General features: G+C 66.2%; 17 protein-coding genes. 13 read left to right on the forward strand and 4 right to left on the reverse strand.

The features are described from left to right. Positions 1 to 222 precede the first annotated feature (222 nt). Positions 223 to 1,371: a CoA transferase gene (locus M9952_03330; GenBank protein ID MCO5311951.1), complete on the forward strand. Its 1,149-nt coding sequence runs from the start codon at positions 223 to 225 to the stop codon at positions 1,369 to 1,371. Beyond that, on the forward strand, positions 1,372 to 2,175 hold the full coding sequence (locus M9952_03335) for a PIG-L family deacetylase (GenBank protein MCO5311952.1): 804 nt from the start codon (positions 1,372 to 1,374) through the stop codon (positions 2,173 to 2,175). A gap of 86 nt (positions 2,176 to 2,261) precedes the next feature. Here the strand turns inward: M9952_03335 and M9952_03340 are convergent, their stop codons facing one another. Next, positions 2,262 to 2,579, reverse strand: a complete 318-nt coding sequence (locus M9952_03340) for a hypothetical protein (GenBank protein ID MCO5311953.1) — start codon at positions 2,577 to 2,579, stop codon at positions 2,262 to 2,264. A 42-nt stretch (positions 2,580 to 2,621) separates the two neighbouring features. Here M9952_03340 and M9952_03345 point away from each other — a divergent pair, with 42 nt between their 5' ends. Beyond that, positions 2,622 to 2,984 carry a hypothetical protein gene (locus M9952_03345; protein ID MCO5311954.1) on the forward strand — a complete coding sequence of 121 codons (363 nt, stop codon included), beginning with the start codon at positions 2,622 to 2,624 and terminating at the stop codon, positions 2,982 to 2,984. Positions 2,985 to 3,137: 153 nt separating this feature from the next. Here the strand turns inward: M9952_03345 and M9952_03350 are convergent, their stop codons facing one another. From M9952_03350 to rpmB, 3 genes are all read right to left on the reverse strand, one after another. Then, positions 3,138 to 4,943: a phosphoenolpyruvate carboxykinase (GTP) gene (locus M9952_03350; protein MCO5311955.1), complete on the reverse strand. Its 1,806-nt coding sequence runs from the start codon at positions 4,941 to 4,943 to the stop codon at positions 3,138 to 3,140. Between the two features lie 163 nt (positions 4,944 to 5,106). After that, positions 5,107 to 5,370 (reverse strand): hypothetical protein, encoded by a 264-nt coding sequence (locus tag M9952_03355; GenBank protein MCO5311956.1) that lies wholly within the window; start codon positions 5,368 to 5,370, stop codon positions 5,107 to 5,109. Between the two features lie 9 nt (positions 5,371 to 5,379). Continuing rightward, a complete protein-coding gene (rpmB, locus tag M9952_03360) occupies positions 5,380 to 5,541 on the reverse strand; it encodes a 50S ribosomal protein L28 (protein ID MCO5311957.1) in 162 nt (53 codons plus the stop codon). Positions 5,542 to 5,752: 211 nt separating this feature from the next. On the opposite strand from rpmB, the gene M9952_03365 reads away from it, so the two are divergent. The 10 genes from M9952_03365 (at position 5,753) to M9952_03410 (ending at position 13,551) form a co-directional block, all read left to right on the forward strand. Further along, positions 5,753 to 6,688, forward strand: a complete 936-nt coding sequence (locus M9952_03365) for a DAK2 domain-containing protein (GenBank protein ID MCO5311958.1) — start codon at positions 5,753 to 5,755, stop codon at positions 6,686 to 6,688. Then, on the forward strand, positions 6,681 to 8,858 hold the full coding sequence (recG, locus tag M9952_03370; protein MCO5311959.1) for an ATP-dependent DNA helicase RecG: 2,178 nt from the start codon (positions 6,681 to 6,683) through the stop codon (positions 8,856 to 8,858). Before M9952_03365 ends, recG begins: the two co-directional genes overlap by 8 nt. A 61-nt stretch (positions 8,859 to 8,919) precedes the next feature. Next, entirely contained in the window at positions 8,920 to 9,471 is a 552-nt protein-coding gene (gene rsmD / locus M9952_03375) for a 16S rRNA (guanine(966)-N(2))-methyltransferase RsmD (GenBank protein ID MCO5311960.1), read from the forward strand. 70 nt (positions 9,472 to 9,541) lie between these two features. After that, a complete protein-coding gene (coaD, locus tag M9952_03380) occupies positions 9,542 to 10,024 on the forward strand; it encodes a pantetheine-phosphate adenylyltransferase (GenBank protein MCO5311961.1) in 483 nt (160 codons plus the stop codon). Further along, positions 10,017 to 10,610 (forward strand): hypothetical protein, encoded by a 594-nt coding sequence (locus tag M9952_03385; protein ID MCO5311962.1) that lies wholly within the window; start codon positions 10,017 to 10,019, stop codon positions 10,608 to 10,610. The genes coaD and M9952_03385 overlap by 8 nt, the downstream gene beginning before the upstream one ends. Before the next feature lie 56 nt (positions 10,611 to 10,666). Continuing rightward, the gene (locus tag M9952_03390) at positions 10,667 to 11,179 is read left to right on the forward strand and encodes a DUF177 domain-containing protein (GenBank protein ID MCO5311963.1); all 513 of its coding nucleotides are present in this window, start codon (positions 10,667 to 10,669) and stop codon (positions 11,177 to 11,179) included. Between the two features lie 174 nt (positions 11,180 to 11,353). Continuing rightward, positions 11,354 to 11,533 carry a 50S ribosomal protein L32 gene (gene rpmF, locus M9952_03395; GenBank protein ID MCO5311964.1) on the forward strand — a complete coding sequence of 60 codons (180 nt, stop codon included), beginning with the start codon at positions 11,354 to 11,356 and terminating at the stop codon, positions 11,531 to 11,533. 138 nt (positions 11,534 to 11,671) lie between these two features. Continuing rightward, entirely contained in the window at positions 11,672 to 11,959 is a 288-nt protein-coding gene (locus M9952_03400) for a phosphopantetheine-binding protein (protein MCO5311965.1), read from the forward strand. Continuing rightward, entirely contained in the window at positions 11,937 to 12,731 is a 795-nt protein-coding gene (gene rnc / locus M9952_03405; protein MCO5311966.1) for a ribonuclease III, read from the forward strand. Before M9952_03400 ends, rnc begins: the two co-directional genes overlap by 23 nt. After that, complete coding sequence (locus tag M9952_03410) at positions 12,718 to 13,551, forward strand: hypothetical protein (GenBank protein ID MCO5311967.1); 834 nt, start codon at positions 12,718 to 12,720, stop codon at positions 13,549 to 13,551. Before rnc ends, M9952_03410 begins: the two co-directional genes overlap by 14 nt. Positions 13,552 to 13,579 lie beyond the last annotated feature (28 nt).

Consider the following 13,579-nt stretch of genomic DNA (forward strand, 5'->3'; position numbering starts at 1 on the left):
CGGCGATCGGACGCCGGCGATCGGGGGTCACCGCTCGGAAGCCGCCGCTCGCATCCTCACCCGGAGCCAGGTTCTCACGACGTGGTCGATGGTTCGCCGCGGTCGTGGTGAGCGCGTAACGTCGGGACACATTTCGCCGTGCACCGGCACGCACCGTGCACGCACCGTGCACGCACCGTGCACGCACCGTGCACGCACCGTGCAACGACAGGGGAGGACACCATGGGACCGCTCGACGGCATCAGGATCATCGAGGTCGCAGGAATCGGGCCGGGTCCGTACACGGCCATGATGCTGGCCGACATGGGCGCGGACGTGATTCGTGTCGACCGGGCGGCTCAGGTCCGTGGCGGCGACCCGGCCCTTCCGCCGGGGGATTCACTCAATCGAGGCCGTCGCTCGATCGGGCTCGACCTCAAGTCGCCCGAGGGCGTCGAGACCCTGCTGCGGCTCTGCGAGAACGCGGACGGCCTGATCGAAGGGTTCCGCCCGGGGGTCGCCGAGCGGCTCGGCTTCGGTCCCGACGTCGTCGCGGCCCGAAACCCCAGGCTGGTGTTCGGCCGGATGACCGGTTGGGGTCAGGAAGGTCCCTATGCGCACACGGCCGGCCACGACATCAACTACATCGCCCTCGCCGGGGTGCTCGACAGCCTTCGCCGCGACGGTGCCCAGCCCACACCGCCCATCAACCTGATCGGAGATTTCGGCGGCGGCGGCATGTTGTTGGCCTTCGGCATGGTGTGTGGCCTGCTGTCGGCTCGCACCACCGGCAGCGGCCAGGTCGTCGACGCGGCGATGGTCGACGGGGCGGCCTCGCTCATGAGCATGATCTGGGCGTTCAAGGCCATGGGAATCTGGAACTCCGATCGCCCTGGCACCAACATGTTGGACACCGGCACGCACTACTACGACACCTACGAGTGTGCCGACGGAAAGTGGGTGTCGATCGGCTCGATCGAGCCCCAGTTCTATGCGGAACTGCTGCATCACACCGGCCTTGAGGGCGAGGAGTTGCCGGACCAGAACGACGCTTCCCAATGGGGTGCGATGAAGGAGCGCCTCGCCGCGATCTTCAAGACCAGGACCCGTGACGAATGGTCGGAGGTCATGGAGGGCACCGACATCTGTTTCGCCCCGGTGCTGTCGATGGACGAGGCGACCCGGCACCCGCACAACGTCGAGCGAGGCACGTTCATCGAGCTCAACGGCATCACCCAGCCGGCACCGGCGCCCCGGTTCAGTGCGACGCCCGGAGCGGTCCAGCGTCCGCCCGCCCATGCCGGCCAACACAGCGATGAGATTCTCGAAGACTGGCTCGGCCTCGATTCCGCCGAGATCGAGTCGCTGCGCGAGAGCGGCACGGTGGCCTGAGTGGCCACGATCGTCTTCTTCCACGCCCATCCCGACGACGAGTGCATCGGCTCGGGCGGCACGATGGCAAAGGCGGCGGCGGACGGTCACCGGGTGGTGCTGGTGGTCGCCACCCGGGGTGAGCACGGCGAGGTCGTCCCCGGTGTCGTGGTCTCCGGCGGGCAACTCGGCATCCACCGGGTCGCCGAGACGTTCGCGTCGGCCGAGGTGCTCGGCGTGCAGCGGATCGAGTTTCTCGGCTACATCGATTCGGGCATGATCGGGACCCCCGAAAACGACGCCCCGTACAGCTTCTGGGGAGCCGACGTCGATGACGCGGCATCGCGTCTGGCAGCGATCCTGCGCGACGAGGAGGCGGACGTTTTGGTGGCCTATGACCCCAACGGAAACTACGGTCACCCGGATCACATCCAGGTGCACCGGGTGGGCTATCGGGCGGCGGAGTTGGCCGGAACGCCACGTGTCTATGAGATGACCATCAACCGAGACCGGATGATCGAGGCGTTCCTCGCCCGACGCGACACCGCCACGGCCGAGGAACTCGAACAACTCCCCGAGATCGACCCCGACAGTTTCCAGATGGGAATGCCCGATGCGGAGATCACCCATTCGATCGATGTGCAGGCACTGACGGCGACAAAGCGGGCGGCAATGCGTTGCCACGCCAGCCAGATCGGCGAGGACCACTTCTTCCTGACGCTGTCGGATGACGATTTCGCACTGGCGTTCGGCACCGAGTGGTTCATCGACCGGTCCCGGCCCCGGGGCGCAGGCGAGGCGTATCTCACCGATCTGTTCACCTGAACCCGGTCGCCGCTCCGATTGCCCGTTCTGTAGGTAATCGCGGTGGCTATGGCCGCAGAATGTACCTACAGAACCCGGTCGCTCGGTTAGCCGAACTGCGATTCGTCGAATCCGTCGAGCAGACCGGCTCCTCGAAACACCAGGCTGTTGTCGACCCAACGCACGAGCGCCGCCTCACCCTGCATTGGAGTGAGGGTGAGTGCACCGGATTCCTCGACCCCGGTGATCGAGCGAAACGCCAGAAGATGAATCGCCTGGGCGACCGGTTCGGGGTCGATGGTGTGCAAGACGAGTTCCCAGTCGATCGTTCCCTCGCGATCGACGACCTGGAGGGTGCCATAACGCAGGGGGAGCGAGCGGGTGCCGAGTTGGATATCCGCGATGTGGAACTGCGCGTGTCGCATCGTCGGCCAAGCCTACGTTGCTGTCGTCGGTAGGCTGACACGGTGAGCGTTCAAGACCTGCATGGGGACCTGGCGTGGGCGGTCGTGGTGGCCAATGGGTTGGTCGGGTCGTGGGCGCTCGGTGCGCACTGGCTTGCCGCGCTGCGTCGGCGGGCGTTGTGGTGGTTCGTCGTCGCGTCGCAGGTCTTGATCTTCCCGCAGATGGCTTTCGGCGTCTGGCTGATGGCGGTCGACGGGGTGGAGCCGCCGAGCATGCACACGTTCTACGGGTTCCTGCTGCCCTTCACCGTGTTGATCCTGTTCGGATACAGCCGGACCTCGGTGCGTTCGTATCTGTACCTGCTGTACGGACTCGGCGGATGGTTCCTCATGGGCTTGGGGATCCGGGCGATGATCCTGCACTGATCCGGCCCCAGAACCGCCCCAAAAACCGCCCCAAAACCGCCCCAAGAATGCCGTTCTCCGATAACCAGTGGTCGTGATCACGACCACTGGTTATCGGAGAACAGGCAGGAGCCGGCAACCGCCGGGCAGGTACAGGCAGGTACAGGCAGGTGCCTAGTTGGCGAGACGCTTTTCGAGGTCGGCGAGTTCGTCGCGCATCTCGGTCGGCAGGCGCTCTCCGATGAATGCGAAATGGCCCTCCACGAGTGGGACCTCCTGGCGCCACGCGTCGTTGTCGACCTCGAGGATCTTCGCCATCATCTCGTCGTCGATGTCGAGGCCGGTCCGGTCGATCGCGTCGACGGTCGGCACGTTGCCGATAGCGGTCTCGGTCGCGTCGGCGGAACCATCGAGGCGTTCGAGCACCCACTTGAGGACACGGCTGTTGTCGCCGTAGCCCGGCCACATGAACTTGCCGTCGGAGTCCTTGCGGAACCAGTTGACCCAGAACATCTTCGGAAGCTTCTCGGCATCGGCGCCCTCGCCGATCTCAAGCCAGTGCTTGATGTAGTCGCCGACGTTGTAGCCCATGAACGGCAACATCGCGAACGGGTCGAAGCGAACCTCGCCGACGGTTCCGGCGGCCGCAGCCGTCTTTTCCGAGGACATGATCGAGCCGAGGAACACGCCGTGTTGCCAGTCTCGGGCCTCGGTCACCAGCGGCACGTTGGTGGCGCGGCGGCCACCGAACAGGATCGCCGAGATCGGCACGCCGGCTGGGTCTTCCCACTCGGGGGCGATGACCGGGCACTGTGAGGCCGGAGCGGTGAAGCGGGCGTTGGGATGGGCGGCCGGGGTGTCGGAGGCCGGGGTCCAGTCGTTGCCCTTCCAGTCGATGAGGTGTGCCGGCGGTTCGGGGGTCATCTCCTCCCACCAGACGTCGCCGTCGTCGGTCTTGGCGACGTTGGTGAAGATCGAGTTGCCGTAGATCGAGGCCATGGCGTTGGAGTTGGTCTCGTCGTTGGTGCCCGGTGCCACACCGAAGAACCCGGCCTCGGGGTTGATGGCATACAGACGACCGTCTTCGCCGAACTTCATCCAGGCGATGTCGTCTCCGACGGTTTCGACCTTGTACCCCGGCAGCGTCGGGATGAGCATGGCCATGTTGGTCTTTCCGCAGGCCGACGGGAACGCGGCCGCGATGTACTTCTTTTCGCCATTGGGCGGGGTGATGCCGAGAATCAGCATGTGCTCGGCCATCCAGCCCTCGTCGCGGGCCATGGTCGAGGCGATGCGCAGGGCGAAGCACTTCTTGCCCAGCAGGGCGTTGCCCCCGTAGCCGGAACCGTAGGACCAGATCTCGCGGGTCTCGGGGAAGTGGCTGATGTATTTGGTGTCGTTGGACGGCCAGCGGACGTCGTCACGGGTGGTGCCGTCGGCCAACTCGAGCGGGTAGCCGACCGAGTGCAGGCACGGCACCCATTCGCCGGTCTCTCCCAAGACGTCGAGGGCTCGTTGGCCCATGCGGGTCATGATCCGCATGTTCACCGCCGCGTAGGCGGAATCGGTGAGCTGCACACCGATGTGGGCGATGGGGGAGCCGAGCGGGCCCATCGAAAACGGCACGACGTACATCGTGCGGCCCTTCATGACCCCCTTGTAGAGCTCGAGCATCTCGGCACGAAGCTCGTCGGGGTTGCGCCAGTGGTTCGTCGGGCCGGCATCGATTTCCAACTCGGAGGAGATGAAGGTGCGGTCCTCGACACGGGCGACGTCTCCCGGGTCGGACAGCGCCAGGTAGCTGTTGGGGCGCTTGGCGTCATCGAGGCGTTCGAACACGCCGGCGTCGACGAGTTCCTGACACATCCGGTCGTATTCCTCGGCGGTCCCATCGCACCAGTAGACGTCATCCGGTTCGAAGATGGATCGCCAGTGCTCGACCCAGTCGAGCAGCTTCTGGTTATTGGTCGTGCCTGGCATGTTTCCTCCGGATTCGCTGGTGGCGATGTCGTTCGTTGGACTTACCGCGGAGAGCACGTCTGTGCAACCCGCATTTGGGCCCAGTGGGAAAGGTCACATGACCCGTCGAACCGGGCGGGAAAAAGAAAACAGGGCCGTAGGGCCCCGTTTCGGTGATCGATTGTCAGGTCTCGTCGGCGACGGGCTCAGCGCTCGGCAGCGACTCGAAGAACCCGGGCGTGCCCATGTCGACCTCGGACCCGAAACGCAGGTCGGCGGCGAGGCCGTCGTCATTCACGGTGAACAACAGGCGCTGCCCCTGGCGAACGAAACGCAGGCCGGCAGCGGCGACAGCGCCCGGTGCGAGGTCATAGGAAACGAAGTCGGTGTCGCCCACGATCGTCCCGTCGTCGGTGCCGGGATCGTAGGACTTGATGACGCCCTGCATCGCAGTGACTCAGGGAATCTGGCGGGCGACGGGCTTTTGCACCTTGCCGGACTTGAGGCAGCCGGTGCACACGTTGACCCGCTTGGGTGAGCCGTTCACCACGGCGCGCACGCGCTGAATGTTCGGATTCCAGCGGCGCTTGTTGCGGCGGTGGGAGTGGCTGAGGCTCATGCCGAAGCCGGGCTTCTTTGCGCAGATGTCGCAGACGGAGGACATGGTGGATTCCTGATCTTCACGAAATGAGGGGATGATGCGCCCGCCGGGTAGGTCGGATGCGTCGAGTGGTGCGCCGGCGCGAGAGTCCGAACGCTCCGCAGACGTTAGCACCGTTGCCGGGTGGGCACGAAGCCACGGGCCTCAATGCTCGGATAGGTTCGTCGAGATGGAACCGCTCCGCCAACTTCGATCCGACGACGTCTCGGAGTTTCTTCGGGCCGCTGCGGTGTCGGCCCGCGCCCATGCCCCGGGGATCGATCACCTCGATCACCTGGACCAACTCGAGGGCATCGAGGGTGGCAACGCCGGCTCGAACGTGGCTGCCACGCTGGAGGCACTCGTGGCCCGGCTGACCGCGGGAGAGACCCTGACCGGGTTGGCCTCGCTGCTCGAGGGAGCGCGGGCGGACGCCGTCGGGACGGCCGGCAACATGGTCGCGGAGTTTCTCGCCGGGCTGGGCGAGCTGTGCCGAAATACCGACGCGCTCGATCCCACCCGCCTGGCCATGGGATTCGAGGTTGGGGTCGAACGGCTCGTCGACGTCGTCGGCGAGGAGCGGCCAGGAGGAATCCCGAGCGTTGCGACGGTTGCGGCGCGCACGGCGCTTCGCCTTGCCGATGAGGGCATCGGCATGGCGGATCTGGTGCTCGCAGTCGCCGAGGATGCGCTCGACGCACTCGAGGCCACCACCGATCTGTGGCCCCCGCTCGCCGAGGCGGGTGTCGTCGACGCTGGAGCGGCGGCGTTCGTCGTGGTGTTGGACGCACTGGTGGCGACGGTGCACGGCGAAGACCCCGAGGTTCCGGAGTGGGAGTTCGTGGAGAACCTCGACCCTGAGCTGTCGGAATCGGAGCGGTTCCGCTACGTGGTGAGCCTTCGTTTGGCGGTGCCGGAGCGCGTCGGGACGCCGCGTTCTGCCGAGGAGATGTTGGCGCACCTGACCGCGGCGTGGCGGGCGCTGGGCGACGAGGTCACCACCGGGTTCGCCGACGACGGCGCAGTGTGGGCGTCGATCGCCACCGACGACATCGGCCCCGTCATCGAGGCGGCGATCGGGGTCGGTCGCCCCTACAACATCGCGGTCGACGACACGCGTGGCTGAGCGCCCGACCACCCCGCCGACCGCCCACGCGGCTGCCCCGCCGATCACGCTGCACGACCTGGCGGCGATGCCGGTCGACCGCCTGGCTCGTGTCGGGCCGAAGAAGCTGCAGGCGTTGCACGCCAGCGGGTTCCGGTCGCTGTTGGATCTGTTGATGCACTATCCGCGCCGACACCTCGACCGGACCCGCCAAGCGGCGATTCGCGAGATGGCGCCGGGCGATGAGGCGATGGTGCTCGGTCGGGTCACCGAGATCGGCTCGCAGCGGGTGCGCGGCAACCGGGTCATGGTGAACGCGAAGGTGTCGGACGGCTCCGACGTCATGCGCGTGTCGTTCTTCAACCAGCGTTGGCGGGAGAAACAACTCGCCGTCGGAACGAACGCGGTGTTCTACGGCAAGGTCGAGGTGTTTCGGAACCAGCGTCAGATGACCAACCCGGTCGTCGATCTGGTCGGCGACCGCACCGGGCGGATTCTGCCCGTGTATCCGCAACACGAAAAGGCCGGGATCTCGACCTGGGACCTGGCCGGCATGATCGAACAGATTCTGCATCGTTGTGAACAGCGCGGCATCGCCGATCCGATGCCGGAGGCGCTGCTCGACCGGTTCGACCTGCTGAGTCGGCGCGACGCGTTCTGGGGGATCCACCTTCCGCAGTCGATGGCCGAGACTGTTGCTGCGCGAAAGCGGCTGGTGTTCGATGAGTTGTTGCGCATCCAACTCGCCCTGGTTCGGCAAAAGCGCGAGCTCGAAGCCACCGCCGTGGGGATCCGCCACGAGGTCGACGGCGAGTTGTTGCGGCGCTATCGAGACCGGCTCGCGTTCGGGCTGACCGGTGCTCAGGAGCGGGCGATCGGCGAGATCTCCCGCGACCTGGCCAAGCCGGCGCCGATGCATCGCCTGCTGCAGGGTGACGTGGGTGCCGGCAAGACCGTGGTGGCGATCGCAACCCTGCTGACCGCGGTGGAGGGCGGACATCAGGCGGCGTTGATGGCCCCGACCGAGGTGCTCGCCGAACAGCATGCGATCGGGTTGCGCCGCGACCTCGAGGGGTTGCAGGTTCCGGCCGGGTCCGGATCGCTGTTCGAGGACCGGGAGCTTCGCATCGCGTTGTTGTCGAAGCGGGTGACCGCGGCGGAGCGGCGCCGGATCATCGCCGATCTCGCGGCGGGGGAGATCGACATTGCCGTCGGCACTCATGCGCTCATCCAGGAGGCGGTCACGTTCCGGTCGCTCGGCGCGGTGGTGATCGACGAGCAGCATCGTTTCGGGGTGGAACAGCGTGCCGCGTTGCGTGAGGCGAACGCAGACGGTTCCGCCCCCGACGTTCTGGTGATGACCGCGACGCCGATCCCGCGCACCGCGGCGATGACGGTCTATGGCGACCTCGACGTGAGCGTGCTCGACGAACTCCCGCCGGGGCGTACCCCGATCGCCACGACCTGGGCGCGAACCGATCCCGACGTCGATGCGGCCTGGGACCTGGTGCGTCGGGAGGTCGAGGCCGGACGTCAGGCCTATGTGGTGTGCCCGCTGATCGAGGAGTCCGAGAAGCTCGAGGTGTCGTCGGCGACCGAGACCTTCGAGCGGCTCGGCGCGGTCGACCTCGCCGGTCTTCGCCTCGGCCTGTTGCACGGCCGCATGCCCGCCGAGGACAAGGAGGCCACGATGTCGGCGTTTCGTCGCGGAGATCTCGATGTCCTGGTGGCCACGACGGTGATCGAGGTCGGCGTCGACGTTCCCAATGCGACGGTCATGGTCATCCTCGATGCCGACCGTTTCGGTATCGCCCAGCTTCACCAGCTTCGTGGCCGCGTGGGGCGTGGCGCGGCGGCGAGCCACTGCGTGCTCGTGGCGGCGGAGCCGAGCCCTGATGGCATCGAGCGGCTCGAGGCGATGGTTCGCACCACCGACGGATTCGAGTTGGCCGAGGTCGACCTCGACCTGCGCGGGGAGGGCACGATCATGGGGGAGCGCCAAAAGGGTCGTAACGATCTGCGGCTCGCGTCGCTTCGCCGCGACCGGGAGTGGGTGCGGATCGCCCGGGAGGTCGCGTTCGAACTGGTCGACTCGCCAGATCCGGCCGCGGCGATTGCGCTCGAAGCGTTGGTGGGCGAACTCGACCTGTTCCTGGAGGAGGACGACGAGGCGTTCCTGCTCAAGGGCTGACCGCCGCCCGGCCCCGACCCCGACCACCTGGCGGGGTGTGGGCGGCTAACGTCGGCGCCCGATGAGAGTGGTCGCCGGAACAGCGCGCGGGCGCAGCCTGCAAACCCCGCCCGGCCGCACCACTCGACCGACCTCGGATCGGGTCCGCGAGGCGGTGTTCAACGCCCTCAACAGCCTCGATGCCCTCGCGGATGCCACGGTGCTGGACGGGTTCGCCGGGTCGGGGGCGATGGGGATCGAGGCGTTGTCCCGCGGCGCACGTCACGTCACCTTCGTCGAGGCCGATCGTCGAGCCGTCGCCACCATCCATGCCAACCTCGCCGCCACCGGATTCACCGATCGGGCCACGGTGGTGCCGCAACGCCTCGAGTCGTTTCTGGCCCGTCCGCAGCCAGCGCTGCCCTGGGACCTCGTCGTGTTGGATCCGCCGTATGTGTTCGACGCCTGGGACGACCTGCTGGCGACGATTCGCGGTCGCGTGGTCGTGATCGAATCCGATCGACCCGTTAGTGTTCCGAAGCCTTGGGATGTCGTGAGGGATCGCAGCTACGGAACTACGGTGGTGAGGATCGCCGAGTGGCGAAGCACCCCATCAGCGCAAGCCCCGTCGTGACCGTTCATCCCGCACCCGTTCAGCCCGTGACCCTTCAATCCGTGCAAGACCAATTCGAGGAGCAACCCCTGTGACCGTCGTTCTCTACCCGGGGTCGTTCGATCCCGTGCACAACGGACACGTCGAGATCGTGGAGACCGCAGCGCGACTGTTCGACCGTGTGATCGTCGCCGCGGTGCGCAACCCACAAAAGGGCGCTCCGCTGTTCACGCTCGAGGAACGTCAGGCGATGATCGAGGAATCCTTCGCTCACCTGCCGAATGTCGAAGTCACCCTCTTCAGCTCCCTGGTGGTCGACCTGGCCAAGCAAAAGGGAGCCGACTTCATCGTGAAGGGTCTGCGGGCGGTGTCGGATTTCGAATCCGAACTGCAGATGGCCCAGATGAATCGCCGGATCTCCGGCGTCGATACCCTGTTCATCCCGACCACCTCGTCGCATTCGTTCCTGGCATCGAAACTCATCCGTGAGATCGCCCGGTTCGGCGGCGATGTGACCTCGATGGTTCCCGAGCCGGTCAATCGGCGGTTGAGTGGAAAGTACGTCAATGACTAAGCCGATCGAAGAAGAACTCGACGAACTCACGGCGGAGGGCAACGACGCCTTTCGGACCGAGGGCCTGATCCGCCAACTCATCGAGATGGTGGAGGTCGCACGCGCGATGCCGATGTCATCGTCGGTGATGGTGCACCGTGACGAGATGCTCGACATCCTCGACGACCTGCTCGCCGGACTGCCCGATGAGTTGCGCGCGGCGAGTTGGCTGCTGAAAGAGCGCGAGGAGGTGCTCGAGCGTGCCAATCGCGACCGTGCCAACCTCATCAACGACGCGAAGACGCGGGTGGCCCACATGGTCGAACAGCGCGAGATCACCAAACAGGCGCATCTGCGCGCCGAGCGGATTCGCGACGAGGCCGACGCCGAGGCGCGCCGGATGCGGCGCGAAGCGGAGGACTACTGCGACCAGAAGCTCGCGAGCTTCGAGGTGGTGCTCGACCGGCTGTCCAAACAGGTGGCGGCGGGACGGCGCAAGCTCGCTGTGACGATCTCGGAGTCGGAGGCGCCGCGTCCTCAGGTCGGCATCTACACTGACGACGCCGATTCCGATGCGGCCGCGTTCTTCGACCAGGAAGTCGACTGAGTCGGCGACGAACGGTAGGTCACGGTAGGTCGCTGACATGACGGTAGGTCGCTGACATGGTTGCCGGGAACCCGTTGCTGATCAACGTGGTGGACGTTCGGCGCGTGCCGGGTTCGACCCGCGACGTCACCGCCGAGGTCGAACTCGCCGGGTTGGAATTGTCGAGCGCTCGCGTCGCCGAGGACTCGCCGCTGTCGATCGATCTGACGCTGGAGTCGGTGTCGGGCGGGGTGACCGCTGCCGGCACGATCACGACAACCTGGCAGGGGGAGTGTCGACGCTGCCTCGGCTTGGTGGTCGGTGAGCTTGTGCTCGATTGCGAGGAGGTCTTCGAGGACCGCCCGGTCGAGGGGGAGACCTACCCGATCGAACACGACCAGATCGACCTCGAACCGATGGTTCGTGAACAGGTGCTGCTGTCGCTGCCGCAGAACCCGTTGTGCTCTGCGACCTGTGAGGGTCCGATACCCGAGGAATTGCCGGTTCTGGTCGCCGATGACGACGAGGGATCCGTTTCGCCCAAAGACCCGCGCTGGGCGGCCCTCGACGACCTCCGCCTCGACCGGTAGGGCGCGCTCGACCAACCCCGCGGCGACCTCTGGTCACGGTGACAGCGCCGGAACGGTGAGGATTCGGACACGGCACTGACGGTGGACTATGCTTTGGCCCCTGTGTGCACCCGCCGCGGATGCGGGTGGTGCGCGCGGTTGACAAGTCCCTCCCCAGATTGCACAGGAACGACGATGGCCGTCCCAAAGAAGAAGATGTCGAAGGCGAAGACCCGCATGCGCCGTGCGTCCGCCTGGAAGCTGTCCGCTCCGCCGCAGAGTGTCTGCCCGCGCTGCAACATCACCAAGTTGCCCCACGTCGTGTGCGGTAACTGCGGGTGGTACCACGGTCGTCAGGCGATCGAGGTCGACTGATCCAAATCCCCACCCCAGGTGGCACCGGCGCGATAACATTCCGCCCGTCACACCCGGTGGCGCGGCGCGTTGAGGCGACGAGGCGGACCGCACCACGGTGTTTCCCGTCCGAGCACACCGCCGTAGAGGAGATCGTCGATGCCAGCCGAAACGCATACGCATTCCGCTCCCCTCGACCGGTCCCGGGTGTTGGAAATCGTGCAGGACCTGCTGGGTGAGATCCTCGAGATCGACCCGGGCTCGGTCTCCGAGTCGGACTCCCTCGTCGAAGACCTTCATGCCGACTCGATCGCCCAGTACCAACTGGTTGAGGCGTTGATCAGCGAGTTCGGGGAGCGCACCGTATCCGACTTTGAGACCGACGAGTTCGACGACATCGAACTCGTCAGTGACGCGGTCGACTATGTCGTCGCGCGACTTGGCTGACGGGGGGCGCGCCGCCCGGCTCGAGGCGCTGAGCGAGCAGCTCGGGTACGTGTTCGGTTCGCCCGACCTGCTCGAAGCCGCCCTGTTGCACCGGTCGTGGTGCGCCGAGAACGGCGGGGTGCCCAGCAACGAGCGACTCGAGTTCTTGGGCGATGCGGTGTTGCAATTGGTCATCACCGACCGGCTCTTTTCCGCCGAACCGCCGCTGCCCGAGGGGGTGCTGGCCCAGCGCCGCGCCGCCCTGGTCAACACCCGAACCCTCGCCGGAGCGGCCCGCCGGGTCGATCTGGGTGGGGTCATCCGGCTCGGTCGGGGAGAGGCCTCCACCGGTGGCGCCGACAAGGATTCGATCCTCGCCGATGCCACCGAGGCGGTACTCGGGGCCGTCTACCTCGACGGTGGTCTCGACGTGGCCACCGAGGTGACGACGCGCTGGTTGTCCGGCGATATCGAACGAATCGAAGCCGGTGGCGATCTCGGCGACGCGAAGTCGAAGCTTCAGGAACTCACCGCCCACGGCCTCGAGGCGGTTCCCCACTACGAAGTGTGGGGTAGCGGACCCGAGCACGCCCTCGACTTCCAGGCACGGGTACGGCTCGTGCCCGCCGAGATCGATCCCGCAGATTTCGATGTTGCCGTAGCCACCGGAGCGGCGGCGACGGTGTGGGGCGAGGGGCTCGGCCGCACGAAAAAGGACGCCGAACAAGCAGCTGCGACCGCTGCCCTGAAACGACTGGTCGACGAAGGGAAACTGAACGATGAGCATGCCTGAGCTGCCCGAGCTGGAGATCCTTCGGCGAGACCTCGACAAAGAGGTCACCGGCAAGAAGATCAAGTCGGTGGAGATCACCGGAACTCAGACCACCAAACGCGGCGGAACGAAGAAGTCGCTGCTGGCCCGCCTCGACGGACACAAGATCGATTCGGTGAGCCGCAAGGGAACCTGGATCGTCCTCGGGCTCGATTCGGGGGAGAAGGCGATGATTTCGCTCGGTGCCGGCGCCGGGCTTCGGCGAAACCAGGCCAAAGACGCCCCGCAGCCGGGTCTTGCGGTGAACATCACGTTCACCCAGGGTGGGCAGCTGCGCCTGCTCGACCCGAAGAAGTCGTGTGAGTTTTTCGTCGTCGGCGAGGACGAGGTGGCCGACGTGGTCGGCGAGATCGGCTTCGACCTGGTGGAGGAGGCGATCCCGTGGACCAAGTTCGGTGAGCAGCTGCTACGACGCAACGCCAAGCTGAAGGCGATACTGATGGACCCGACGTTCCTCGTCGGCATCGGACCGATGTACTCCGATGAGATCCTCTTCGAGTCGGGCCTGCGCTACGACCGCACCCCCGAGGGGCTGTCGACCCAGGAACTTCGTCGCCTCAGCCGTGCTGCGGTCGAGATCGTGCACGATTCGATCAAACACGGCGGTGCCTCGGTCGGGCCGGACGGCTGGGTCAACCTCCACGGCGAGGCCGGGTCGTACAACGAATTCATCAACGTTCACCATCGCGACGGCGAAATGAGCCCTCGTGCCCGCGGCCCGATCGTGAAGGCGAAGTTCCAAGGCGCCTACACGTATTTCTGCGAGCAGACCCAGGTCTGAGCGGCTCAGGTCGTCGCTGTAGGCTCGC

It is taken from the genome of Microthrixaceae bacterium (assembly GCA_023957975.1).
Classification (GTDB): domain Bacteria; phylum Actinomycetota; class Acidimicrobiia; order Acidimicrobiales; family Microtrichaceae; genus JAMLGM01.